The sequence below is a fragment of the Streptomyces sp. NPDC039736 genome, assembly GCF_055596485.1.
In genome coordinates this window covers 557,801-582,000 of sequence record NZ_JBVIUQ010000004.1, presented here as the reverse complement: position 1 = coordinate 582,000, position 24,200 = coordinate 557,801, and the positions used below count along the sequence as shown (strand labels likewise).

The window sequence follows — 24,200 nt, the reverse complement described above, 5'->3', positions numbered from 1 at the left end:
TCGCGCGCTTCTCATCCTCGGTACGACGAGACCCCCGGAGGGCTCTTTCCGTGTTTTCCCTTTTCGCTTCCCTGGTCGAAATCCTCGCCCGCGTTCTTGAACCGCTGTTCGCCGCATCGGCGACGGCCGCCGCCATCGTCGTCTTCACGATGCTGGTGCGCATCGCCCTGCATCCGCTGTCCCGCGCCGCGGTGCGCGGTGAGAAGGCGCGGCAGGCGCTCGCCTCGAAGGTCGCCGCGCTGCGGAAGAAGCACGCGAAGGATCCCGAGCGGATGCAGAAGGCGATTCTCGCGCTGCACGCGGAAGCGAAGGTGTCGCCGTTCTCCGGAATGCTGCCGATGCTGGTGCAGTTGCCGGTGTTCTTCGTCATGTACCACGTCTTCTCGTCGGCGGAGGTCGGCGGAGAGGCGAACGAACTGCTCGGGCACCGGCTTCTCGCCGCGCCGCTCGGCTCGCGGTGGAGCGACGCGCTGGCGCACGGCGGGGTGTCCGGTGCGCAGGGGCTCGTCTACCTCGCGCTCTTCGCGGTGATCGCGGGGGTGGCGACGTGGTCGTTCCGGCGGGCGCGGCGGAACGCGGCGGCTTCGGAGTTCGCGCAGATGGCGAGCGCGTCCGGGGGGACTCCGGGGGCCGGGATGTTCAAGTGGCTGCCGCTGCTGTCGTTCGGGACGGTCGTCACGGCGGCCATCGTGCCGCTGGCGGCCGGGCTCTACCTGGTGACGACGACGGCGTGGACGGTCGCGGAGCGGGCCTGGCTGCAACGGGAGCGGCCCGTCGCGGGTGCCGCTTCGACCGGATGAGGGCTGTTTCGCGGTGTATGGGCGGTCGGTCCAGTCGGTGAACGAGGGCTTGCGGAGCGGGCGTCGACCTTGGAGGATCGAACAATTCTCCGGTGGCCGGGCCGCGGCGTGCGAGCGGTCGGGTTGGGCGCGACCTTCGACCACGAGGAGATCGTCAGTATGAAGCTGCTGCGTGTGGGGCCCGTCGGTGCGGAACGTCCGGCGTTGCTCGACGAGGACGGCGTGACCGTACGGGACCTGTCCGGGGTCGTGACGGAGATCGACGGAGCCCTGCTCGCCGACTCCGCCGCGCTGGAGCGTGTCCGCGCGGCCGCGCGGGCGGGAACGCTGCCCGTGCTGGACACGGCCGGACTGCGGATCGGGGCGCCGCTGGCGCGGATCGGCAAGGTCGTGTGCGTCGGGCTGAACTACTTCGACCACGCGAAGGAGGTCGGGGCGGAGATTCCGGCGGAGCCGATCCTCTTCCTGAAGGCCCCCGACACGGTCGTCGGCCCGAACGACACCGTCCTGGTGCCGCGCGGCAGCGTGAAGACGGACTGGGAGGTCGAGCTGGCCGTCGTCATCGGGCGGACCGCGCGGTACGTGGAGAGCGCGGAGGCCGGTCTGTCGTACGTCGCCGGGTACGCGACCTCGCACGACGTGTCCGAGCGGGAGTGGCAGATCGAGCGGGGCGGGACCTGGGACAAGGGCAAGAACTGCGAGACGTTCAACCCGCTGGGGCCGTGGCTGGTGACGGCGGACGAGGTGCCGGACCCGCAGGGGCTGACGGTACGGCTGTGGGTGAACGGGGAGCTGAAGCAGGACGGGACGACGGCGGAGCAGATCTTCGGGGTGGGGGAGGTGGTGCGGTACGTGTCCCAGTTCATGACGCTGTACCCCGGGGACGTGATCAACACGGGGACGCCGGCGGGGGTGGCGATGGGGCAGCCGGAGCCGAAGCCGTTCCTCCGGGAGGGGGATGTGGTGGAGCTGGAGGTCGGGGGGCTGGGCCGCCAGCGCCAGTCCCTGAAGGGCGCCTGAGGCCCCTGCGGGGGTGCCTGGTGCCTCGCCAGGGCGCGGGGCCCGCACACTTCTCCTCCGGGGGGCGCCCCGTTCAGGGGCGCGGGGAACTGCGCGACCAGCCACCCACTCACCCGCACGGGAACCGTTCCCCTTGGCCGCGCGGCGAGCGCTTTAGGGAAAGGGGCGGGTCCGGGGCCTCTCTGCCTGAGCTGGGCGGGGCTGAGGCGTCCGGTACGGGGCTGAGCTCTCGGCCCTTGCGGAGGAGCGTGCCCGGCACAGGCGCTTGCGCGGGGGCGGCACCCGGGTGGACCGGGAGCGGGAGGGGCCGCCCCCTTGCCCGCCCGTTCCGCCCCCTTGGGGCGGCCCCGTCGCCCAAGGGGGCGGGGGAGTGGGGGGAGGGGCGGCCCCGTCGCCCAAGGGGCGGGGGTGGCAAGGTGGCTGCGAAAGCCCAAGGCGGCGGGGGTGGCAGGGTGGCTGCGAAAGCTCAAGGGGGCGGGGGTGGAGCAGGAGCTGCGTCGATCGAAGGGGCTCGGGGGTGGGGCCCAGAATCCCAGGGGTCCCGGGCCCAGGAGCCCGAGGGGGCCCCGGGTCCCCGGGGCTCAGGGGAGAGGGACCACGGTTCCCGTCGTGGCCGAGTGCCTGGCCGCCTCCAGGACCGCGAGCGTGCCCGCCGCCTCCCCCGCCGTGACCGGCGGCGCCCCTCCGCTCAGGAGAGCCTGCGCGACCCCCGCGTAGTAGGCGCGGTAGTCACCCGGGACGGTGGGGACCGGCGTGCCGCCCCCCGTGAGCGGGGACTCCCCGGCGCCCAGCCGCCCCCAGAGTTCCTCGGGCTCCTCGCCCCACGCCTCCGGGTCCGACGGCCGCCTGCCCTCCCGCAGCGCCGCCTCCTGCGGGTCGAGGCCGTACTTCACGTACCCGGCCCGTGATCCGAGGACCCGGAAGCGCGGCCCGAGCTGGGCCGTCGTCGCGCTCACGTAGAGGTGGGAGCGGACCCCGCCCGCATGGGTGAGCGCGATGAAGGTGTCGTCGTCCGCCGCCGCGCCGGGACGGCGGACGTCGGACTCCGCGTACACCTGGGTGACCGGACCGAAGAGGGTGAGCGCCTGGTCGACGACGTGGCTGCCCAGGTCGTACAGGAGCCCCCCGATCTCCGCCGGGTCGCCGGACTCGCGCCAGCCGCCCTTCGGCTGCGGCCGCCACCGCTCGAAGCGGGACTCGAAGCGCTGTACGTCGCCCAGCTCGCCCTTCTCGACGAGTGCGCGCAGGGTGAGGAAGTCGTTGTCCCAGCGGCGGTTCTGGAAGACGGAGAGCAGCAGTCCCCGCTCCTCGGCGAGCGCGGCCAGCTCGCGGGCCTCGGCCGCCGTGCCGGCGAGCGGCTTGTCGACGACCACCGGCAGCCCCGCCCCCAGGGCGGCCCGCGCCAGCGGTACGTGCGTCTTGTTCGGGGTGGCGACGACCACCAGGTCCAGCTCGGCGGCCCGCGCCCACACCTCGTCCGGCGAGCCGGCGAACGAGACGTCCGGGAACTCCTCCCGGGCCTGTGCCCTGCGCTCCTCGTTCGAGGTGACGACCGTGTCGAGCACCAGGCCCTCGGTCGCCGCGATCATCGGCGCGTGGAACACGGAACCGGCCAGCCCGTATCCGAGCAGTGCCACTTTCAGGGGTGCGGCGGAAGACGGATCGGACGAGGTGGGAGCAACTGTGGACGTCATGGTTTCCACTTAAACAACACGCCTGGACAAGTGCAAAAAGGACCCGGAACGCCTCCTCGGGTTCTTCAGGGTTCCGGGCTGCCGCACGAGACGTCTCTCCGCTATTCACACGGGCGGAAAATAGGCTGATGGAGGGGCTTTCGCCCCGAATTGGGCCATACGGGTGTGTGGTGCTGTGAGCGCCGGCCGCCGACGGGGCAGGTACACCGAGGCATGCCCGACCCCCGGGACCGGACCGCGCGCACGCGACCGTCCGCTCCGCCGTCCGGCCCCGCGACCAGAAGGACCCCGCCCATGCGACTGCGTGACGCACTCGTCCTGACAGTCGCCGCCGCCACCCTCGCCGCGGCACCGGGCGCGATCGGGTCCGCCGCCGCCCTCCCACCGCGCCCCCACCCCCAGGAAGCCGCGGCCCCGAGACTCCTCGCGGCCGGTGCGCGGCCGACCGCCACCCCCGTCTGCGGCGACCCGGGCAGCGCCGGCTTCCCCCTCACCACCCGCATCCACCGGGCCCCCGCCGCCTATCGCGCCGGCGGCGACAGCGCCGCCTGGGACCTGGACCTCGCCAACACCACCGACAGGCCGTGCGCGGGCGTGCACCCCGTACTCGTCCTCGTCGACGAGGCCCGCACCCTGCGCCCCGAACACATCGCCGCCGCCTTCCACGCGGACGGCGCCTGGCACCGCGTCCCCTTCGTCCGCACCGACCACGACGAACTCATCGGGGTCTTCGCCGAGGACCTCCCCGGTTTCGCCGTGGGGCCGGGAGGGACGCACACCGTACGGGTGCGGCTCGGGTTCGCCGAGGGGGCGCGGGCCACCGGCGTCGTCGCCAACGCGGCGATCGTGCAGCGCGACGGCGACGACGGCGACTGGGTCGGTCAGTCCGACGACTACCGGTTCGCCGTCACCGACTCGCCCGAGCCCGAGCAGGAGCAGGAGCAGGAGCAGGAGCCCGAGCAGGAGCAGGAGCCCGAGCACGAGCAGGAGAGCGGTGACGCGGCGGACGCCGACAGCGTGCGCCGGCTCGCCCAGTCGGGTCCGGGCCCCCTGCTCGGACTCGGGGGCACCGCCGTCGCCCTCCTCCTCGGCGGCGGCGCGCTCGTGGCGGGTTCCCGCCGGACGCGCGCACCCGCGCGGCGCTGAGCAGCCGCCCCCGCCGCCCGCCGCCCGGTCGCCCTGCCGTCCCCGCCGCCCGGCGGCACGGCTCCCCGTACACCGTCGTCTGCGACGATCCCTGTCGTGGACTACCCGAACACGCACCACCAGGACCCCGGCGCGCCCGTCCGGTCCGGCATCCCGGAGCACGGACGCATCCCCAAGTACTACGCCGTGAAGGCCCGTCTCGCCGAGCTGCTCGGGGAGTTGGCCGAGGGCGAGCCGCTGCCCACCGAACGCGACCTCGCCGTCCGTTACGAGGTCGCCCGGGACACCGTGCGCCAGGCCCTGCGCGAACTGCTGCTGGAGGGGCGGGTGCGCCGGCAGGGGCGGGGCACGGTGGCCGCCGGTCCGAAACTGGAGCAGCCCCTGGCGTTGGCCAGTTATACAGAAGGCGTACGCCGGCAGGGCCGCCGCCCGGGCCGCAACCTGATCGGCCTGGAACGCTTCCCCTGCCCCGCCGCCCTCGCCCCGGACGTCGGCGTACGGCCGGGTGCACCGGTCTGGCACCTGGAACGGGTGCTGCTCGCCGACGACGAGCGGGTGGGGCTGGAGAGCTGTTACGTCGCGGTGGAGCGCGTCCCGCGTCTCGACGTGGACTTCGCACCCGACTCCTCCTTCTACGCCTACCTCGGCGATGAGGTCGGGATCGGCCTGGGGAAGGCGGGGGAGCGCATCGAGACCGTCCTCGCCACCCCGCGCGAGGCGCTGCTGATCGGCACCCCGCCCGCCCTGCCGATGCTGCTGCTGCACCGGTGGACGCGCGACGTGACGGGCCGGCCGCTGGAGCGGGTGCGGACGCTCTTCCGGGGCGACCGGTTCAGCTTCTCCACCCAGCTCGGCGGCTAGCGGGCCGGGGTGGCGCGGCGCGGTGACCCCGAGGCGTTTCGATAACGGAAACATAACGGGTCTGAGCCAGCCTTGGGGGGCTGTTCACCATGCCGTTGCCGGGCGGATTCGGCCGCGTCACCCGTCCCGAGGACCGTGGCGGCCGTGAGAGTCATAGTCGTTGGAGCCGGCGTGGTGGGAACCATGCACGCCTGGCACGCAGTGGAACGCGGCCACGAGGTCGTACAGATCGAGCGCGAGAGCGAGGCACGCGGCGCGAGCCTGCGCAACTTCGGCCAGATATGGGTCAGCGGGCGGGCCGGTGGCGAGGAACTCGACACCGCGCTGCGGGCCCGCGAACTGTGGGAGGGCATCGGGGCCCGCGTCCCCGGCCTGGGCTTCCGGCCCAACGGGTCGCTCACCCCGGTCCGCACCGAACTCGAACTCGCCGTGGCCGAGGCGGCGCTGACCCGCGACGACGCACCGGCGCGCGGCTACAAGCTGCTCACCGCCGACGAGGCGCGGGGCCTCAACCCCGCCCTGCGCGGCGACTTCCGCGCCGCCCTGTGGTGCGAGCGGGACGCGGCCGTCGAGCCGCGCACCGCGCAGCTCGCCCTCAAGGAGGCCCTGCTGGCGTCCGGGCGGTACACCTTCCTCGGCGGGCGTGAGGTCCGTGAGGTGGTCGGCGACGCCGCCGTCCGCGACGACCACGGCGACGTGCACCGGGGCGACGCCGTCGTGCTCTGCACCGGCGCCTGGCTCGGCGGACTCGTCCGCGAGCTGGCCCCCGAGCTGCCGGTGCGCCGGGTGCGCCTGCAGATGATGCAGACCGAGCCCCTCGGCGAGACCCTCACCACCTCCGTCGCCGACGCGGACAGCTTCCGCTACTACCCGGCGTACGCGGGCGGCGCCCTGGACGCCCTCAACGCCGGGCAGGACCAGACGCCCACCGCCGCCGCCCACAGGATGCAGCTCCTCATGGTGCAGCGCCGGGACGGCGGACTGACCATCGGCGACACCCACGAGTACGAGCACCCCTTCCGCTTCGATCTGGAGGAGGAGCCGTACGAGCACGTCGCAGCCGTGGCGGAGAGCTTCCTGGGCCGTCCGCTGCCGAGGATCCGACGGCGCTGGGCCGGGGTGTACGCCCAGTGCGTCGACACCGGCCGCGTCGTGCACCGGCAGCAGGTGCGGGGCGGCGCCTGGCTGGTGACCGGGCCGGGCGGGCGCGGGATGACCTGCTCGCCCGCCATCGCCGAGCAGACCGCGAACGAACTGGGCTGGTGACGGGAAACATGAGCAGCAACCGCGTGAACCTCGTCGTACTCGACATGGCCGGCACCACCGTCGCCGACGGCGGCCTGGTCGAGCAGGCCTTCGCCGCGGCCGCCGAGAAGCTCGGCGTCGTGGCCGGGACGGCCGACTTCGACAGCAAGCTGGACTACGTCCGCGCCACCATGGGCGAGTCCAAGATCTCCGTCTTCCGGCACCTCTTCGCCGACGAGGCGAAGGCCCAGCGGGCCAACACCGCTTTCGAGGAGGCGTACGGGGACCTGGTCGACGGCGGCCGGATCGCCGGCCTCCCCGGGGCGCGGGAAACCGTCGAGCAACTGACCGCCGACGGCCGCACCGTCGTCCTGACCACCGGGTTCGCCCGGGTCACCCAGGACGCGATCCTCACCGCGCTCGGCTGGCAGGACCTGGTGGAACTCACCCTGTGCCCCGCCGACGCCGGCGGCCGGGGCCGCCCGTACCCGGACATGGTGCTCACCGCGTTCCTGCGCACCGGCGCGGTGGCGTCGGTCGCCGACGTGGCCGTCGTCGGCGACACCTCGTACGACATGCTCAGCGGCACACGGGCCGGGGCGGGCGTCGTCGCCGGGGTGCTGACCGGCGCGCACGGCCGCACCCGCCTGGAGGCGCACGGGGCCGGTCACGTGCTCGGCTCCGTCGCCGAACTCCCCGGCCTGCTCGCGGAGCTGGGACGATGAGCAGCGGCATCCGCTTCGACGCGGTGTCGGTGGCGTACGGGAAGAACGTCGTCCTGGACCGCCTCGACCTGACCGTCGAACCCGGCGAGGTCATGGCGCTGCTCGGGCCCTCCGGCTCCGGCAAGACCACCGCGCTGCGGGCGGTCGCGGGCTTCGTGAAGCCGGCCTCCGGGCGCGTCTTCATCGGGGACCGGGACGTCACCGCGCTGCCCCCGTACCAGCGGGGCATCGGGATGGTCGTCCAGAGCTACGCGCTCTTCCCGCACCTGCGGGTCGAGGACAACGTGGCCTTCGGGCTGAAGGCGCAGAAGGCCGACAGGGCCGGGATTCCGGCGCGGGTCGCCGAGGCGCTGGAGATGACCGGGATGGCGTCCTACGCCCGGCGCTACCCCCGGGAGCTGTCCGGCGGCCAGCAGCAGCGCGTGGCGATCGCACGGGCGTTGGCGATCCGGCCGGGGGTGCTGCTGCTGGACGAGCCGCTGTCGGCGCTGGACGCGCAGCTCAGGTCCGGGATGCTGGCCGAACTGGCCCGGCTGCACCGGGAGTTGCCGGACGTGTCGATCCTCTACGTCACGCACGACCAGGTCGAGGCGCTGACGCTGGCGGACCGGATCGCCGTCATGGACAAGGCGCGGCTCCAGGACTGCGGAACCCCGCAGGAGCTGTACCGGCGGCCCCGGACGGAGTTCACGGCGTCCTTCGTGGGCAACGCGAACCTGCTGCCGGTGGAGGTGGGCCCGGGGGGAGTCCGCTTCGACGGGATCGAGCTGACGGTCGACACCGGGAGCCTGTCGGCCGGGACCACGGCCACGCTGTGCGTCAGGCCGCACCTGGTCGGGCTCGGGGAGGGGCCGAACGCCCTGCGCGGGACGGTCGGCGAGGTGCAGTGGCGGGGGTCCACGCACCGGCTGTACGTGGACGTCGCCGGGGGGCGGCACCGGGTCAAGGCGGATGTGCGGGAGCTGCGGGAGACACCGGCGCTCGGGTCGGACGTGGTCCTCCACTTCGCGGCCGAGGACGCGGTGCTGCTCGGGGCGGGGGTGTCCGGTGGCTGAGGTCGACGTGGACCGGGGCCCGGCCCCCGCCGCCCCGGCGGACGGCCGGACCGCCCCGGGGGCGCAACGGCAGGGCGCCCGGACGGTCTCCGGCGAGGCCGCGTCCCCCCGTACCGGGACGGCTCCCGGGGAAGCCGCACCTCCCCGCACCGGTGCGCCTCCCGGCCCGCCCCCGCGCACCTCGCGCGGTGTCCCCCGCTGGGTGTGGGCCCTGCCGCCGGTGGCCGTGCTGGCGCTGGTGTTCCTGTACCCGCTCGCCCTCGTCGTGCGGCAGTCGTTCACCTCGGACACCGGCGAGGTCTCCCTCGCCCCCTACGGTGACGTCTTCGCCTCCGAGGCGTTCCGGGAGGCGTTGACCACCACCGTCTGGCTCGCGCTCGGCGCGACCGTCGGATGCCTCGTCCTCGGCTTCGCCCTGGCGCTGGTCATCGCCTTCGTGCCCTTCCCCGGCGGGAAGGCCGTCGCGAAGTTCATCGACGTGTTCCTGTCCTTCCCGTCCTTCCTCATCACGCTCGCCCTGCTGTTCGTCTACGGCACCGTGGGCATGGCCAACGGGGTCTGGACCGGGGTGACCGGAGCCGCCGAGGGGCCCTTCCACTTCCTCACCACCCCCTGGGGCGTCCTCCTCGCGGAGATCACGTACTTCACGCCCTTCGTGATGCGCCCGCTGCTCGCCGCGTTCTCCCAGATCGACCCCGCGCAGCTGGAGGTCGCCTCCTCCCTCGGGGCGCGGACCTGGCGGATCGTGCGGCAGGTGATCCTGCCCGAGGCGCTGCCCGCGCTCGCCGCCGGCGGAGCGCTCGTCCTGGTGATGTGCCTCAACGAATTCGGGATCGTGCTCTTCACCGGGGCGAAGGGCGTGACGACCCTGCCGATGCTCGTCTACGGCAAGGCGATCCTGGAATCCGACTATCCGGCCGCCTGCGTGGTCGCCGTCGTCAACATCGCGATATCCGTGGGACTCTACGGAACGTACCGGGTGGTGAGCCGTCGTGTTGGTGCATAGCCGCACCGGGAAATGGGCGACCTGGGCCGTCTTCCTCCTCCTCTTCCTCCCGCTGTTCGCCCTGCCCCTGCTGGTGATCCTCGCCGCGTCCTTCGCCACCCACTGGTCCGGCGCCTTCCCGTCCGGGCCGACCGTCGAGAACTACGGGGCGGCCGTGCGCGGCGAGTCCCTCCAGGCGCTGACCACCAGCCTCGTCACCGCGCTCGCCGCCAGCGTCCTCGCGCTGGTCCTCGGGAGCTGGGCGGCGCTCGCCGCCGCCTCCTTGCGGAAGGGCGGGAAGCGGGTCCTGGACGCCCTGTTCATGCTGCCGGTCGCGGTGCCGTCGGTGGTCGTCGGACTCGCGGTGCTGGTCGCCTTCTCCCAGCCGCCGTTCCTGCTCAACGGCACCCGCTGGATCGTCATCCTGGCGCACACCGTTCTTGTCACGGCGTTCGCCCACCAGTCGGTCTCGGCCGCGATCGTACGACTGGACCCGATGTACGAGCAGGCCGCCGCCTCCCTGGGGGCCCGGCCCGCGTACGTCCTGTGGCGGGTGAAGCTGCCGCTCCTGCTGCCGTCCCTGAACGCGGCCGCCGGACTCTGCTTCGCCCTGTCCATGGGCGAGCTGAGCGCCACGATGATGCTCTACCCGCCGGACTGGATGCCGCTGCCGGTGCAGATCTTCACCGCCACCGACCGGGGCTCCCTCTTCGCCGGATCGGCCGTCGCGGTCGTCCTCATGGGCACCACGCTGCTCGTCCTGCTCGCGGTCTCCCGCATCCGCACCAAAGCCTCCTTCCGCTGAGCCCTCTTCCGCCGACCCCTGCCCTGGAGACACGAAACGCCATGCACCGCACCCTCAAGCCGCTCGCCGCCGTCACCGGCAGCCTCGCCCTCGCCGCCTCCCTCTCCGCCTGCGGCGGGTCCTCCGCCGCCTCCTCCGACGAGAAGACCGTCACCGTCTACAGCGCCGACGGCCTCAAGGGCGAGAAGGGCGACGGCTGGTACGACAAGGTCTTCAAGGACTTCGAGAAGAAGACCGGCATCAAAGTCAAGTACGTGGAGGGCGGCTCCGGCGAGATGGTGCAGCGCGCCCTGCGCGAGAAGTCCAACACGCAGGCCGACGTCATCGTCACGCTGCCGCCGTTCATCCAGCAGGCCGACTCCAAGGGGCTGCTCCAGGCGTACAAGCCCGTCAACTCCGACATGGTCGAGCCCGCCAACAAGTCGGCCGACGGCAAGTGGACCTCCGTCGTCAACAACTACTTCGGGTTCATCAAGAACAAGAAGGAGCTCCCCGGCGACAGCCCCGAGACCTGGCAGGACCTCCTCGACCCCAAGTTCAAGGGCAAGATCCAGTACTCGACGCCGGGCGTCGCGGGCGACGGCACCGCCGTCGTCATCAAGGCCATGCACGACTTCGGCGGCAAGGACGCCGCGATGGCGTACCTGAAGAAGCTCCAGGCCAACAACGTCGGCCCGTCCTCCTCGACCTCCAAGCTGGCGCCCAAGGTCGACAAGGGCGAGATCCTGGTGGCCAACGGCGACGTGCAGATGAACTTCGCGCAGTCCAAGTCCGCCCCCAACCTGGGCATTTGGTTCCCGGCGCGGGCGGACGGCGTCAAGCCCACCACCTTCGCGCTGCCGTACGCCGCGGGTCTCCTCGACAAGGCCCCGCACGCCGAGAACGGCAAGAAGCTCCTCGACTTCCTGCTGTCCGACGCGGCCCAGCAGGAGGTCAGCTCCATCGGCGGCGGCTTCCCGTCGCGCGCGAACGTCCAGCCGAACGACGCCAACGCCCGCGCACTCGGCCGGATCCTCGACGGCGTCGACGTCTTCACTCCGGACTGGGCCGACATCGACAAGAACCTCAAGGAGTACGTCGACGCCTGGAAGACCGCCACCGGCAGCTGACCCGGACGCCGTCGGCAACCGTCCGGCCGCGCTCCGCCCCGAAGGTCCGGACCCGGCCCTCTGATCACACAAAGGTAACGGGTCTGGTCCAGACCCTCACGCCCCCGGAGGAGCCCCGACGCCCCGGGGACGGTGCCTCGCCCCCGCCCCCTGCTCCCCGCCCACGCGCCACCCGTCTCCCTGGAGAAAGACATGCCCCGAGGCATCCCGCGCCGCGCCGTCCTGCTCGGCGCCGCCGCCGTCGCCGCCACGGCGGGCCCGCTCGCCGCCACCGCCCGGGCGGCCGCCGCCGAGTCCGCCGCCCGGGCGGCCAGGACCCCGAAGGTGCTGGTCATCGGCCTGGACGGGGCGATGATCCGCCGGATCAAGGACGCCGACACCCCGCACCTGGACGCGCTGATGGCCGCCGGGATCACCGCGCCCTCCAGCATCTACAGCAACCCGATGGCGCCGACCTCCTCCGGTCCCGGCTGGACCACCCTCATCACGGGCGTGTGGCCGGACAAGCACAAGGTGGTCGACAACGACTTCACCGGCCACGACCTGGCCCGGTACCCGGACTTCCTGACCCGCGCCGAGACCGCCGATCCGGCCCTGAAGACGTACGCGGTGGCGTCCTGGAACCCGGTCACCGACGTCATCTTCTCCGCGAAGGTCGACCAGCGGGTCTCCACCCCGTCCGCCGAGTACGACACGGGCACCACCCGGCGCGCCGTCGCCCGGGTCGCGACCGACGTCGACGCGGTCTTCGTGCACCTCGACAACGTCGACCACGCGGGCCACGGCCACGGCAGCGCCAGCCGGCAGTACCTGGACGCGCTGCACGCGGCCGACACCCAGGTGGGCGAGATCCTCACCGCCGTGCGGTCCCGTCCGACGTACGCCGGCGAGGACTGGCTCGTCATGATCACCGCCGACCACGGGCACACCGCGGCCGGCGGCCACGGCGGCGACAGCTGGGACGAGCGCCAGACCTTCCTGATCGCCACCGGCGCCGGCCTGCCCGCCGGCGTCACCCGCCACGACGTGAGGATGCCCGACGTCGCCGTCTCCGCCCTGCACCACCTGGGCGTCGCGATCAGCCCCACCTGGAACCTGGACGGCCGCCCCGTGCAGCAGCCCGTCCCCGATGCCTTCGACGCGCTGCGCGGCTCGCTCCGCCAACGCGTGGACGAGACCGGGATCGGCACGGACGTCCTCGGCTTCACCCATGTCGCGCCCAGCGGCTGGTCCGTGGACAACTCCCGGATGGGCACGGGCGGCGTCACCGAGTGGCGCGGCTGGTCCTTCACCACCGACGAGTTCTGGACCAGGGCCGAGAAGGGCCAGCAGCGCGAGCTGAACGTCCGGGCCCGCAACGTCTTCGCGGTCTGCGACGGCGACGAGTGGGCCGACAAGACCTTCACCGGCGCCTTCGACTCGACGCTGGTCAGCCCGGAGTTCCCGGTGACCCCGGGGGCGTCGGCCACCCTCACGTACACGACGTACTACCGCCACGAGTCCCCGCAGCGGGCCGAGGTCCTCGTGGCCTATGGCGACGCGGCCCCGGTCGCGGTGAAGACGTACACCGCCGACACCCCGTCCCGCGTCGAGAGGATCACGCTCCGGGTCCCGGCGGGCGCCACCACCGCTCAGGTCCGCTTCCGCTACACCGGCGGCAACAACTGGTACTGGACGATCGACGGCGTCTCCGTCACCGCCTGAGACTAGGCTGGGGGCGTGCACAGGGTTGTGCGCGCCCCTTGTCTCATGTGTGTACGTACGGCGGGAGTCCCACCAGATGGCAGAGCGCAAGCCGATCGAGTCCTGGCTCACCGACATGGACGGAGTCCTCATCCACGAGGGCGTCCCGATCCCCGGCGCCGACGCCTTCATCCGCAGGCTCCGCGACACGGAGAAGCCCTTCCTGGTCCTGACGAACAACTCCATCTACACCGCCCGTGACCTGCACGCCCGCCTCGCCCGGATGGGCCTGGACGTGCCGGTGGAGAACATCTGGACCTCGGCGCTGGCCACCGCGCAGTTCCTGGACGACCAGCGCCCCGGCGGCACCGCGTACGTCATCGGCGAGGCGGGCCTGACCACCGCCCTGCACGACATCGGGTACGTCCTCACCGACCACGAGCCCGACTACGTGGTCCTCGGCGAGACCCGTACGTACTCCTTCGAGGCCCTCACCAAGGCGATCCGCCTGATCAACGGCGGCGCCCGCTTCATCTGCACCAACCCCGACGAGACCGGCCCCTCCGCCGAGGGCCCGCTGCCCGCCACCGGCGCCGTCGCCGCCCTGATCACCAAGGCGACCGGCAAGAAGCCGTACTTCGCGGGCAAGCCCAACCCGCTGATGATGCGCACCGGCCTCAACGCCATCGGCGCGCACTCCGAGACCAGCGCCATGATCGGCGACCGGATGGACACCGACGTGCTGGCCGGTCTGGAGGCCGGGATGGAGACCTTCCTGGTCCTCACCGGGCTCACCGGCAAGGACGACATCGACCGGTACCCGTTCCGGCCGTCCTGGGTGGTCGACTCGATCGCGGACCTGGTCGAGCGCGTCTGAGCCGGCCCCCCTTATCACCCGCGGGGGCCCGTACGGCGCAGTGACGGGCCCCTGCGGATGCGCAATCACCCCTATGCGTGGATCTTCTGAAGTACCAGGAGGTTCACTATGCGCTCAGCACGACTCACCCTGTGTGCGGGTGCGGTGCTCGCGGCGGTACTCGCCCCCGCGCCCATCGCCCTCGCCGCAGCCGGACCGGCCGCACCCGCGCCGGCCGCCGTGGCCAACAATGACGAGTCCCACGGCACCGTCACCGTCACCCCGTCCACCGTCGCGGCCGGCGGGGAGGTGGATCTGCGGGTCGACGTGTGCGAGGGCAGGAAGGCCATCGGCACATCGGAGGCGTTCTCCTCGCCCGCCCACTTCAGCCCCGCCGCCGACGGCGGTCTCTTCGCCGAGGCCCACATCCGCTCGGACGCGAGGGGCCGCGACTACGGCATCACCGTCAAGTGCAAGGACGGCTCCGGCTCCGCCAACGGCAACGTCACCGTCGTGCACCACCGGGTCGACCCGACCGCCCCGGTCCGCGCGGGCGGCGGCGGCACCGCACTGGCCGCCGAGTCCGCGGGACCCGGCACCCGGCACACCCTGATCGGCCTCGGCCTCGCGGGTGCGGCGGCGGTCGCCGTCGCGGCCCGGTCGGCGCGCAAGCGCCGCAACGGCACGCACTGACGGCGCCGGGAACCCGGGACCGTCCGTCCCTCGACACGCACAGGGGAGTGACATGACCACCGACCGAGCGCCCGGCAAGGGCCGCGCCCTGACGGGCACCGCCTGGGCGGTGCTGCTCCTCGGACTGTGGCTGTGGGGCCGCGACATCACCGACGCGCCGGGCGGCCGGGCCGCACCGACCACCGGTGACGTGGCCGCGGTGGGACGCCCACTGCTGCAGGTCGAGCTCCCCGAGGCGCACGAGCCGGTCGCGGGCGTGCGCCCGGCCCGCGTGGAGATCCCCTCGCTCGGCATCACCGCCCCCGTCAGCGCCCGCGGGCTCGACGCGACGGGGGCGGTCGATCCGCCGCCGTACGACCGGCCCCGCGAGGTCGGCTGGTTCCGGGACGGCGCCCGCCCCGGCGCGAGCGGGGTGGCGCTGATGGTCGGGCACGTGGACACCCGGAGCAAGCCGGCCGTCTTCTACGGCCTCAGCTCCGCCCGCCCCGGCGAGCGGGTCGAGGTCACCGCGGCGGACGGCTCCGTGACCGAGTTCACCATCGACGACGTCCAGGTCTTCAGCCGGGACAGGTTCGACGCGAAGAAGGTCTACGGCCCCCGCGAGGACGGCCGCGCCGAGCTGCGGCTGATCACCTGCGGCGGCACCTACGACCACGAGGCCAAGCACTACACGGCCAACGTGGTCGTCTCCGCCTACCTGACGGACGCCGCGGAGGCCCCGGCCAGGTCCTGAGCGCCGCCGGGGGAACCCGCCCCCCGCCGCCACCGCCGCCGTTCGCCGCGGGCACCTGGCCCGGCCGACTGCTCGCTCCCCCCGGAGCTGTCGGCCGGGCCGGTCCTCGACCGCGTGCGCACGAACTGCGGGAGAAGCCCGGCGCCGACGCGGGAGGCCGGGTGGCAGAGCCGACTCGGATGCCCGGGCCGGGGGCCGGGGCCGCATTCCCACTGTAGAGCGGCCAAGTCCCGTTCTCCAGAGGGCTTCTGACGTGAAGTCACGGAAAGGCCGCGGGGCGTGTCCCGGGCCGCGGGTCCGGCTGCCGCCGGGTCCGCCGCGCGGGCCCGCGCCGCCGCCGCGTGCCCGGGGCGGGCCACCGGGCCGAAGAAGCAGGTTGCGCGGGGTGCGCCGGCGTCCGTACGAACGGGAACGCACCGAGTGGGGCACACGTTCCATGTGGAAGGATTGGATTCGACCGGCTGTGTCCGGGCAGGGGCGGCTGGGGGGCTGCCTCGGGAACTTCTTTCATCTTCGAGACAGTCAGTCACTTTGAGACGTTCATTCATTTCGAGCAGTCACTTCGAGACGGTCAGTCCTCGGCAGGCGCCCAAGGGGGAGTCGATGTACGGCAGTAACAACGGACGTGTGCGCACACTCGGGGCGGTGGCGGTGGGGGCCGCCCTGCTCCTGACGGGCTGCACCTCGGACGGCGGCGGCGACGCCGGGGGCGCCGGCGGCGAGGCCCCGATCACGCAGCTCCCCAAGGGCGACGACCCGTACTGGGTCAATCCGCAGGCCAAGGCCGCCAAGGCGCTCGCCGAGGAGGGCGACCCGGCCAAGAAGGAACTGATCAAGAAGATCGCCCAGCAGCCGGCCGGTGAGTGGCTGATCCCGGAGAACGCCAAGGAGCAGGCCCAGGGCTTCACCGAGGCCGCCGCCAAGGCCGACCGCGAGGCCATCCTCGTCCTCTACAACATCCCGCACCGTGACTGCGGCCAGTACTCCGGCGGCGGCGCCGCCGACGGCAACGCGTACCGGAAGTTCGTCAAGGAGGTCGCCGAGGGCATCGGCGACCGCCCGGCCACCGTCATCCTGGAGCCGGACGCGGTGCTGCACATGGTCGACTCCTGCACCCCGGGGAAGTTCCACGAGGAGCGCTACGACCTCCTCAAGGGCGCCATCAAGACCCTCAAGCAGCAGCCGAAGACCAAGGTCTACCTGGACGCGGGCAACGCGGGGTGGGGCAAGCCGGACCAGATCTTCGAGCCGCTGAAGTGGTCGGGCGTCGACCAGGCCGACGGCTTCTCGGTGAACGTCTCGAACTACTACACCACCGAGGCCAGCAAGAAGTACGGCAAGGAGCTCTCGGCGAAGGTCGGCAACAAGCCCTTCGTGATCGACACCAGCCGCAACGGCAACGGCCCGTACACCAAGGGCGACCCCAAGGAGCGCTGGTGCAACCCGCCGGGACGCGCTCTCGGCGAGGCCCCCACCACCGAGACCGGCGATCCGCAGGTGCACGCCCTGCTCTGGGTGAAGCGCCCCGGCGAGTCCGACGGCACCTGCAAGGGCGGCCCGGAGGCCGGCCGCTGGTACGGGGACTACGCGCTGGGCCTGGCCAAGAACGCCAAGTAGGTCCCGTACGGGAAAGCAGCCGGGAAGCAGCCGGGAGAACAGTAAGGGGCGCCCTCCAGGGAGGGCGCCCCTTACGCGTGCCTACTGCCGGATGCCTACTGGACGTCCACCCAGACCGCCTCGGAGGGCGTGCCCTGGTCGTCCGTCACGAAGAGCATGTAGTACCCGGAGGGCACCAGCGCGCGGTTCTTCGGGACGGTGACGGAGACGCCGTCGGCCGTCTTCTTGAACTCCAGCGCGATGCTGCGCTGGTCCATGTCGGTCATGTGCGTCACCGCGCTCGGCCGCATCAGCTTCGCCGTCTTGATGGACGAGGCCTGCGCGGACTTGAAGGTGGCGGTGGCGCCCCGCTTGATCTCCTTGGGTCCTTCGGTCAGCTTCGGCCGCGAGTCCCGGTAGAGGTAGGGCGGGGTGTAGATCTCGATGCGCTGCTCGAAGACGCCCGGCCGGGTGTTGGCCTTGTCCGAGAACAGGGAGTCCGAGCCCGCGCTCATCACCCGGCCGTCGGGCAGCAGCACCGTCTGCGAGTGGTAGTTGCGGCCCACGTTCGGGTCGGCGACCTGCTTGAACTTGTTGGTCTTCGGGTCGTAGATGCGCGCCTCCTTGACGTTGGAGTCGCTGCGACCGCGGTAGTCCTCCGAGCCGCCGGACACCAGCACGGTGTCGTCGGGCAGCAGGGACGCGCTCGGGTACCGGGTGCCCTTGGCCAGCGAGGGGCCGTCCTTGAAGGCCGGGTTCGGCTCGGTGGCGTCGACCAGGCGGGTCTTCTCGCTGGACTTCTCCGACTCGCCGACCCCGCCGCCGCCGATGACCATGAACTTCTGGTCCTGCGCCGGGGGCAGCATGACCGAGGCCGAGGTCTCCAGCTGGTCCGGGTCGCTCATGCCCGGGATCTTCTGGAACTTGTTGTTGGACAGGTCCCAGATGCCGGGGTCACGGCCGACGTCGGCCGGGCCGTATCCGGCGTTCGAGCCGGTGTAGATCAGCTTGCCGCTGCCCAGCAGGAAGAGCGACGGGTACGTCGGCAGCCGCCGCTCGAAGCCCGTGTACTTCCAGGTCTTCGTCTTCGGGTCGTAGATCTCGTCCTTGCCCGGGACGATCTGGCCGATGTCGTCCAGGCCCGAGGTGGCCAGGACCTTGCCGTCCTTGAGCGTGGTGAGCGAGGGGTACCAGCGGGCCTCGTTCATCGGGTCGACGGTGATGTACTTCTCCGCCACCGGGTCGAACTCGTAGGCCTCCCGGATGCCCTGGAAGTCCTTCTTGTCCAGCGCGAGCTTCTCGGCGACGCCGTAGGTGTTCTGGGCTTCCTTGCCGGTCAGCGAGGGGATCGCGTAGTTGTCCTGGGCGCCCGACTCGTACTGCTTGCCGGACTGCTGCGCCTCGACGTAGGTGCGTCCCAGGCCCGCCTCGGTGCGCAGGAACTTGCCCTTGTTGGGCCCGGAGGTGGCGAAGACCTTCTTGGCCTTCTCCACCAGGACCGGGTCCTTGGAGACGAACGTCTTGCCGTTCTTCTTGCCCTTGAAGACGGTCCCGGCGGGGATGGTGATCGGCTTGTCCGGGTTCTCGTTGTGCACCACCATCAGGCCGCCGGCCTTGGTGACGTCGCCTTCGAGCTTCTCGTACCGCTTGGTGCCGCCGGCGACGAGCAGCTTGCCGTCGCCCAGCTGCGTGTGACCCGAGCAGAACATGTCCTTCGGGGTCTTGATCATCTTGTACGTGTTGTTCTTCGGGTCCCACAGGACCGACTCGAACTTGCCCGCGTCGAAGTTCTTCTGGTTGTTGCCGGAACCCGCGATGAGCAGGACCTTGCCGGTGTGCAGCAGTGCCGAGTGAATCGTGTTGATCTTGAACTTGGTCGGGACGTCCAGGAAGTCCCAGTGTCCGTTCTCCGCCTTGTACTCGGGGCGGTTGATCTTGTACTCGTGGTACTGCTCCGACCCGAAGCGGTACAGCGCGGGCCCGTTGAACGCCGCCACGGCGACGACCACGGCCGCCGTGATGGAGAGTCGCTTGGCCCGGCGGCTCGGACGGAAACTCATTTCTTACGTCCCCCAAGGGAAGAAATCTGCATGGTCTGGTCGGCCGGGGCCCAGCTCGGCCGCTGCTGCGGTGCGTGGCCGCCGTCGCCGTACTGACCCGGGTACTGACCCTGGTTCTGGCCCGGGAAGGCCTGCTGGTCGCCGTACTCCGGGGCGCCGCCCGCGGAACCGGGACCCTGCTGCGGGCCGGGCCTGCCGTTCTTCTTCTCCATCCGCATGCCGATCCGCCAGGCGATGATCGGCGCCGCCGTGACGAGCATGGCGAGCGTCGCCCAGGTGACCATCGCCGGGTGCGAGTGGCCGCGCCAGAACGAGACGCCGATGGAGCCCGCGAAGATCGCGATGAAGAACAGGTGGATGCGGAAGGTGCCGAAGAGGGTGTCGGGGCTGGCCGACTCGCCCTTGGGCGTCACCACGAAGCTGGACTTGCGGCGCAGCACGGAGTCCATGAGGGCGCGCGCGTACAGCGGCGCGGACATCGCGGACATCGCCATGCCGGCCAGACCGCCGGAGCCCTCGGGCTCGTGCGGGGAGACGTTGTGGCGGCGGTTCCAGATGTAGAGGCCGACCTGGAGGGCCGAGGCGTTGCCGTACAGCATCATCCAGATGACCGGGTCGATCTGGACGCCCGAGGCGCCCATGCCCAGGAACAGCGCACAGGAGAGCGCGGCCAGGATCCAGTTCATGGCGGACATCGGGTAGAAGATGATCATCATCGTGTAGTTGAAGAGCTTGCCGGGGGGAAGCGTGCCCCAGCCCCTCCAGTACTGCTTGAGGATCGTCTCGTAGGTGCCGCGCGACCAGCGGAGCTGCTGGGTGAAGAAGTCCGTCCAGGCGGACGGGCCCTCGCCGACGGCCAGCACGTCCGGGGTGTAGACCGAGCGCCACTTCTTTCCCGTCGCCGGGTTCTTGGCGCGGTGGATCTCGAAGCCGGTCGCCATGTCCTCGGTGATCGAGTCGTACAGACCGCCGATCTGCTTCAGCGCCTTGATGCGCACGGCGTTGGAGGTGCCGACGAACATCGGCGCGCCGTAGCGGTTGCCCGCGCGCTGGATCAGGGCGTGGAAGAGGAACTGCTGCGACTCGGCGGCCTTGGTGACGAAGGAGTCGTAGTTGCCGTAGACCTGCGGGCCGATGACGAAGCCGACGTCCGGGTCGCGGAAGTAGCCGAGCATGCGCTCCAGGTAGTTCGGGAGCGGGATGTGGTCGGTGTCGACCGAGGCGAAGTAGTCGTAGTCGTCGCCGTGCGCGTCCAGCCACGCGTTGTAGTTGCCGTGCTTGGTCTTGGCGCGGTGCGGACCCTTCTTCTGGTTCCACTTCGCGACGCCCTTGCGGGAGAAGTGGTGCACGCCGAGGCGCTCGCAGACGGCCTTGACCTCGGGGTCGTCGCCCTCGTCGAGCAGCCAGATGTGCAGCAGGCCCCGGTGGCGGATCTTGACGGCCGCCTCCAGGGTCTTGGTGACCATCTCCAGCGGCTCCTTGCCGGGCACGAAGGAGGTCATGAAGGCGACCCGGGTGCCGGACTCGGGGACGACCGGGATCGGGTCACGGGCCACCAGGGTGGCGTGCGCGTTGGAGATCACGTTCATCGTGCGGAAGAGCTCGATGAGGCCGATCGCCACGAGCATGACGACGTCGAGCGCGCGCAGCAGGTCGTCCTGCAGGTTCGGGTCGCGGTCGGTCCAGTGGCCCGGCTGCATCAGCCAGATGAAGAGACCGAGGGAGAGCAGCGGGGCGGCGCCGAGGAGGAGCGCGGCACGTATGCGGTGCGGCTCCTGGGAGATCAGCGAGCGGTACTGGACCTTGTACGGCCTGGAGGGGTCCGGCTGGGTCAGCGGACCGGCCAGCCGGCTGTAGTGCTCGTAGTCGTACTTGGGCAGCGCCTTCTGCTGTCGGCGCCCCTGTCCGCCGGACGGAGGCGGCGGAACCCGCAGCTGCGTCGTCTGGGTGGGGTCGTGGGTAGGGTCGTGGTACTGCCCGGCGCCGCTCGGCGTCGACGTCATGAGTCATCCCCCCGCACGCAAGACTGGCTGCGTGAGTTCGTAGGTCTCTTCGCTCGCTGGCGGTCCCCCTCGACCGTCCCGAACGCATCCATGGGCAGGCCGCCATCACCACAGACACAGGACGACAACCTTCCGGTTGCATGATGCCCGCCCTGACATCGGTCGGCGAAAGGGGCCCCTCTCCATTCTGGGGGAGGGGCACGCTGACGCGTCCCGCATGGCCCGGCCGTCCCCCCGTCGGCTGTCCGAGCCTCAACTCGGCGAACCGTCCGCCCCATTGGAGCCACTGGCTCCAGGATAGATTCCCCGACTCTTCATGTGATCGCAAGGGTCGCTGATCGCACGGGTCGCCGGGACCCGGGGCGGGCCCGGGGAGGGCCCGGACCCGTGGGAACGACCGAGACCCTCCCACCGGTGGTGGGAGGGTCTCGGTTGCGCGTGCGCCGCCAGGGACTCGAACCCCGGACCCGCTGATTAAGAGTCAGCTGCTCTAACCAACTGAGCTAGCGGCGCCTGCTGACATCGAGAACTCTACCGGATGTTCGAGAGTGGTTTGAACCAGCGAGTGTCCAGGATGTCTTTCATGAGATATTTCACTCCGTCAAGATGCGGTATGTCCGGGCAGTTGGGACACTCGGCGTGTGATCCAGTTCGAGGAAATTCAGCCCGCCGCCGACTGCCCCTGCGCCGGATGCGCCGCCCGTCGGCGGGAACGCCGGTCGGGCGGACCTTGTGCACGTGACGGGGGTCACGCCGCGCGGACGGCGCTGGTACTGGTCACCGCGGCCGGAGCGGTGCTGGGCGGCGGGGGTGCGGCCGGGGCCGCACCGTGGACGCCGGCGGCGACGGAGCGGGTTCCCCACGACCAGCGTGACAAACGCGACAGAAGTCATAAAAGCAACCACCACGACCACGGTACGCACCGGACCGAGCGGGCCGAGGAGAGGCGGGCCGGGGAGGAGCGGGCCGGGGCGGCCGAACGGGCGGAACGGCGGAAGGGCGGCCGGGCCGAGCGGCGGAAGGACGGCCGGGAGGCGCGCGACGTGCCCGTTCCGCAGGGCCGCACCGCTCCCCTGTACGGCGGTTCCGCTTCCGCTTCCGCTTCTGCCTCCCGGGTGCCCGGGGCGACAGGCACCCCCGGCCCCTCCGGGGTGGCCGCCGCGCCGAAGCTGAAGCCCGCCACCCGGGCCCAGATCATCAAGCGCGCCCAGACCTGGGTGGCGGCCGGAGTGCCGTACAGCATGGACAAGTACTGGAGCGACGGCTACCGGCAGGACTGTTCGGGGTACGTCTCGATGGCCTGGGGACTGCCCGGCAACGAGTGGACCGGCAGCCTCGCCCAGTACGGGGTGCGGGTGCCCCGCGACCAGCTCCAGCCCGGTGACATCCTGCTCTTCCACAACACCAGGGACCCGCACGACGGCTCCCACGTCACCATCTTCGGCGGCTGGACCGACTACACCCACGACCACTACCTCGCCTACGAGCAGACCCGCCCCAAGACCCGCCACCAGGCCACCCCGCTCGGCTACTGGAACAACGCGGACCGCTATCTGGCCTACCGCTACAAGGGCCTCGTCGGCGGCGCCCAGGTGCAGGGGGCTCCCGGCGCCCCCGTCTACCCGGGCGCGCGGTACTTCCGGCCCGGCCAGTCCAACGCGTACGTCAAGCAGCTCGGGCAGCGGCTGACGGAGAAGGGCTTCGGCCGGCACTACACGGTGGGCCCCGGGCCCCGCTGGACCGAGGCCGACCGGCGCAACGTCGAGGCGTTCCAGCGGGCCCAGGGCTGGCGGGGCGCGGAGGCCGACGGCTACCCGGGACCGGAGACCTGGCGGCGGCTGTTCGCCACGACGGCGACGACGGAGGGTGCGCGGTGACGACCGATTCCACGAGTACGAGTACGGGAACGGAGGCGGCCGGCGTGGTGAGCGCCGCGAGCCGCCACTCGGTGATCAGGAACGAAGCCACCACCGAGATCCCGGTGCACCTGCTCTTCCGCGACGAGACGGAACGGACGGGCGCGCCCGCGCCGCGCGCCGCCGGGACCGCGGACCGGGTGCCGGTGGAACGGCCGGGACCGGCGGGCCCCGGCTGGGCGGCGGTCGCCGTGGGGCTGGCGGCGCTGGCCGGGTGCGCGGCGGTGCTGTGGTGGGCGGGGCTCGCCCCGGGGCCGGTGCGGGGAGTGCTCGGACTGCCCCCGCGCCGTTACGACGGCATGGGAACCGCCGCGTGGGGGGCGCTGGCCGGGCTTTTCGTGGTCGGGCTGGGCGCGTTCGGCGGGCTGACCCGGGGGAGGGAGGGGCAGGCGTCCGTGCTCACCCTCTTCGGGGCGTACCGGGGGAGCGTGCGGCGCACCGGGCTGATGTGGCTGAACCCGCTGCTGGTGCGCCGCCGGGTGGACGTCACGCTCAAGCACTGGCGGAGCGAGCCGCTGCCGGTGGCCGACCGCAGCGGCATTCCGCTGCGGGTCGTCGTGCTGGTGGTGTGGCGGGTCGCGGACACCGCGCGGGCCACCCTCGCGGTGACCGACCACGCCGGGCACCTGCGCGGCCAGGTCGAGGCGGGGCTCGCCCGGGTGTTCTCGCGGCTGCCCGCCGACGCGTTCGGGACCAAGGGGGGCGGCGAGGTGCGCACCGTGCGGGACGCGGCGGCGGTCGGGGACGCGCTGACCCGGCAGGTGGCGGCGCGGGCGGCGGCGGCCGGGATCGAGGTGTTCTCGGTGCAGCCGCTGCGGATCGAGTACGCGCCGGAGGTGGCCGAGACGATGCGCCGCAGGAGGTTCGCCGCCCTGGACGCGGCGGACCGGGAGCGGGCCCTGGCGGGCGCGGTCGACGCGGTGGAGGACACGGTGCGCGGGCTCACCGGGCGCGGGCTGGTGGGGGAGCTCGACGCCTACGAACGCCACGCGCTCGTCCGGGAGTTGACGGTCGCGTACCTCGGCGGGAGGTAGCACGGGAGGCGTCGGTTCCGGACGAGTTCCGGCAAGTCTCCTCGAGTTCGGACATTGGTCTGGACATGTCCAACTGGCGTCCCTACATTGGGCCTTGGTCTAGACCGCAATCCCCAAGGCCGTCATCCTCAGCAGTGCCACGCGCGCGTGTCCGTACCTCCTGTACAGCTCACAGAGCCCC

Annotated in this window: 20 protein-coding genes and 1 tRNA gene; 17 read left to right on the top strand and 4 right to left on the bottom strand. The window is 71.9% G+C overall.

The features are described from left to right. Positions 1–50: 50 nt before the first annotated feature. On the top strand, positions 51–800 hold the full coding sequence (locus tag ACZ56L_RS15975) for a YidC/Oxa1 family membrane protein insertase (protein WP_471064552.1): 750 nt from the start codon (positions 51–53) through the stop codon (positions 798–800). Positions 801–959: 159 nt separating this feature from the next. Next, a complete protein-coding gene (locus tag ACZ56L_RS15970) occupies positions 960–1,820 on the top strand; it encodes a fumarylacetoacetate hydrolase family protein (RefSeq protein ID WP_471064550.1) in 861 nt (286 codons plus the stop codon). A gap of 581 nt (positions 1,821–2,401) precedes the next feature. Here ACZ56L_RS15970 and ACZ56L_RS15965 read toward each other — a convergent pair. Beyond that, on the bottom strand, positions 2,402–3,514 hold the full coding sequence (locus ACZ56L_RS15965) for a Gfo/Idh/MocA family protein (protein ID WP_401761183.1): 1,113 nt from the start codon (positions 3,512–3,514) through the stop codon (positions 2,402–2,404). A gap of 294 nt (positions 3,515–3,808) precedes the next feature. On the opposite strand from ACZ56L_RS15965, the gene ACZ56L_RS15960 reads away from it, so the two are divergent. The 13 genes from ACZ56L_RS15960 to ACZ56L_RS15900 all read left to right on the top strand — a co-directional run bounded on the left by ACZ56L_RS15960 (position 3,809) and on the right by ACZ56L_RS15900 (position 17,027). Further along, on the top strand, positions 3,809–4,660 hold the full coding sequence (locus ACZ56L_RS15960; RefSeq protein WP_471064547.1) for a hypothetical protein: 852 nt from the start codon (positions 3,809–3,811) through the stop codon (positions 4,658–4,660). A 96-nt stretch (positions 4,661–4,756) separates the two neighbouring features. Beyond that, positions 4,757–5,521 (top strand): GntR family transcriptional regulator, encoded by a 765-nt coding sequence (locus tag ACZ56L_RS15955; protein ID WP_401761186.1) that lies wholly within the window; start codon positions 4,757–4,759, stop codon positions 5,519–5,521. Positions 5,522–5,665: 144 nt separating this feature from the next. Then, positions 5,666–6,787: a TIGR03364 family FAD-dependent oxidoreductase gene (locus ACZ56L_RS15950; protein ID WP_471064545.1), complete on the top strand. Its 1,122-nt coding sequence runs from the start codon at positions 5,666–5,668 to the stop codon at positions 6,785–6,787. An 8-nt stretch (positions 6,788–6,795) separates the two neighbouring features. Next, positions 6,796–7,491: a phosphonatase-like hydrolase gene (locus tag ACZ56L_RS15945; protein WP_471064543.1), complete on the top strand. Its 696-nt coding sequence runs from the start codon at positions 6,796–6,798 to the stop codon at positions 7,489–7,491. Beyond that, entirely contained in the window at positions 7,488–8,546 is a 1,059-nt protein-coding gene (locus ACZ56L_RS15940; RefSeq protein WP_468687787.1) for an ABC transporter ATP-binding protein, read from the top strand. Before ACZ56L_RS15945 ends, ACZ56L_RS15940 begins: the two co-directional genes overlap by 4 nt. Continuing rightward, the gene (locus tag ACZ56L_RS15935) at positions 8,539–9,552 is read left to right on the top strand and encodes a 2-aminoethylphosphonate ABC transporter permease subunit (protein ID WP_471064541.1); all 1,014 of its coding nucleotides are present in this window, start codon (positions 8,539–8,541) and stop codon (positions 9,550–9,552) included. Before ACZ56L_RS15940 ends, ACZ56L_RS15935 begins: the two co-directional genes overlap by 8 nt. After that, a complete protein-coding gene (locus ACZ56L_RS15930) occupies positions 9,539–10,336 on the top strand; it encodes an ABC transporter permease (RefSeq protein WP_401761192.1) in 798 nt (265 codons plus the stop codon). Before ACZ56L_RS15935 ends, ACZ56L_RS15930 begins: the two co-directional genes overlap by 14 nt. A 41-nt stretch (positions 10,337–10,377) precedes the next feature. Next, positions 10,378–11,445 (top strand): 2-aminoethylphosphonate ABC transporter substrate-binding protein, encoded by a 1,068-nt coding sequence (locus ACZ56L_RS15925; protein WP_345222664.1) that lies wholly within the window; start codon positions 10,378–10,380, stop codon positions 11,443–11,445. A gap of 192 nt (positions 11,446–11,637) precedes the next feature. Continuing rightward, positions 11,638–13,149, top strand: a complete 1,512-nt coding sequence (locus tag ACZ56L_RS15920) for an alkaline phosphatase family protein (protein WP_345222666.1) — start codon at positions 11,638–11,640, stop codon at positions 13,147–13,149. A gap of 76 nt (positions 13,150–13,225) precedes the next feature. Then, a complete protein-coding gene (locus ACZ56L_RS15915; protein WP_345222668.1) occupies positions 13,226–14,005 on the top strand; it encodes an HAD-IIA family hydrolase in 780 nt (259 codons plus the stop codon). Positions 14,006–14,113: 108 nt separating this feature from the next. Beyond that, positions 14,114–14,677, top strand: coding sequence for a hypothetical protein (locus ACZ56L_RS15910; protein WP_345222670.1), 564 nt, complete (start codon positions 14,114–14,116; stop codon positions 14,675–14,677). Between the two features lie 52 nt (positions 14,678–14,729). Then, complete coding sequence (locus ACZ56L_RS15905) at positions 14,730–15,410, top strand: class F sortase (RefSeq protein ID WP_471064537.1); 681 nt, start codon at positions 14,730–14,732, stop codon at positions 15,408–15,410. Between the two features lie 603 nt (positions 15,411–16,013). Continuing rightward, the gene (locus tag ACZ56L_RS15900; protein WP_345222675.1) at positions 16,014–17,027 is read left to right on the top strand and encodes a glycoside hydrolase family 6 protein; all 1,014 of its coding nucleotides are present in this window, start codon (positions 16,014–16,016) and stop codon (positions 17,025–17,027) included. Positions 17,028–17,122: 95 nt separating this feature from the next. On the opposite strand, the gene glxA is transcribed toward ACZ56L_RS15900, so the two are convergent. The 3 genes from glxA to ACZ56L_RS15885 form a co-directional block, all read right to left on the bottom strand. Beyond that, a complete protein-coding gene (gene glxA / locus ACZ56L_RS15895; protein WP_345222678.1) occupies positions 17,123–19,066 on the bottom strand; it encodes a radical copper oxidase GlxA in 1,944 nt (647 codons plus the stop codon). After that, entirely contained in the window at positions 19,063–21,069 is a 2,007-nt protein-coding gene (locus tag ACZ56L_RS15890) for a glycosyltransferase family 2 protein (protein ID WP_345222680.1), read from the bottom strand. Before ACZ56L_RS15890 ends, glxA begins: the two co-directional genes overlap by 4 nt. 439 nt (positions 21,070–21,508) lie before the next feature. Then, a tRNA-Lys gene (locus ACZ56L_RS15885) sits at positions 21,509–21,582 on the bottom strand. Positions 21,583–21,710: 128 nt separating this feature from the next. On the opposite strand from ACZ56L_RS15885, the gene ACZ56L_RS15880 reads away from it, so the two are divergent. After that, positions 21,711–22,946, top strand: coding sequence for a peptidoglycan-binding protein (locus tag ACZ56L_RS15880; protein ID WP_471064534.1), 1,236 nt, complete (start codon positions 21,711–21,713; stop codon positions 22,944–22,946). Continuing rightward, positions 22,943–24,019, top strand: coding sequence for an SPFH domain-containing protein (locus ACZ56L_RS15875; RefSeq protein ID WP_471064532.1), 1,077 nt, complete (start codon positions 22,943–22,945; stop codon positions 24,017–24,019). Before ACZ56L_RS15880 ends, ACZ56L_RS15875 begins: the two co-directional genes overlap by 4 nt. Positions 24,020–24,200: the final 181 nt, after the last annotated feature.

What these genes read in the sequence shown, in the direction of transcription:
- ACZ56L_RS15945 (WP_471064543.1), top strand. Translation starts at nt 6,796, where the DNA reads ATGAGCAGCAACCGCGTGAACCTCGTCGTACTCGACATGGCCGGCACC.
- ACZ56L_RS15940 (WP_468687787.1), top strand. Translation starts at nt 7,488, where the DNA reads ATGAGCAGCGGCATCCGCTTCGACGCGGTGTCGGTGGCGTACGGGAAG.
- ACZ56L_RS15970 (WP_471064550.1), top strand. Translation starts at nt 960, where the DNA reads ATGAAGCTGCTGCGTGTGGGGCCCGTCGGTGCGGAACGTCCGGCGTTG.
- ACZ56L_RS15965 (WP_401761183.1), bottom strand. Translation starts at nt 3,514, where the DNA reads ATGACGTCCACAGTTGCTCCCACCTCGTCCGATCCGTCTTCCGCCGCA.
- ACZ56L_RS15905 (WP_471064537.1), top strand. Translation starts at nt 14,730, where the DNA reads ATGACCACCGACCGAGCGCCCGGCAAGGGCCGCGCCCTGACGGGCACC.
- ACZ56L_RS15915 (WP_345222668.1), top strand. Translation starts at nt 13,226, where the DNA reads ATGGCAGAGCGCAAGCCGATCGAGTCCTGGCTCACCGACATGGACGGA.
- glxA (WP_345222678.1), bottom strand. Translation starts at nt 19,066, where the DNA reads ATGAGTTTCCGTCCGAGCCGCCGGGCCAAGCGACTCTCCATCACGGCG.
- ACZ56L_RS15960 (WP_471064547.1), top strand. Translation starts at nt 3,809, where the DNA reads ATGCGACTGCGTGACGCACTCGTCCTGACAGTCGCCGCCGCCACCCTC.
- ACZ56L_RS15900 (WP_345222675.1), top strand. Translation starts at nt 16,014, where the DNA reads ATGTACGGCAGTAACAACGGACGTGTGCGCACACTCGGGGCGGTGGCG.
- ACZ56L_RS15925 (WP_345222664.1), top strand. Translation starts at nt 10,378, where the DNA reads ATGCACCGCACCCTCAAGCCGCTCGCCGCCGTCACCGGCAGCCTCGCC.
- ACZ56L_RS15890 (WP_345222680.1), bottom strand. Translation starts at nt 21,069, where the DNA reads ATGACGTCGACGCCGAGCGGCGCCGGGCAGTACCACGACCCTACCCAC.
- ACZ56L_RS15910 (WP_345222670.1), top strand. Translation starts at nt 14,114, where the DNA reads ATGCGCTCAGCACGACTCACCCTGTGTGCGGGTGCGGTGCTCGCGGCG.
- ACZ56L_RS15920 (WP_345222666.1), top strand. Translation starts at nt 11,638, where the DNA reads ATGCCCCGAGGCATCCCGCGCCGCGCCGTCCTGCTCGGCGCCGCCGCC.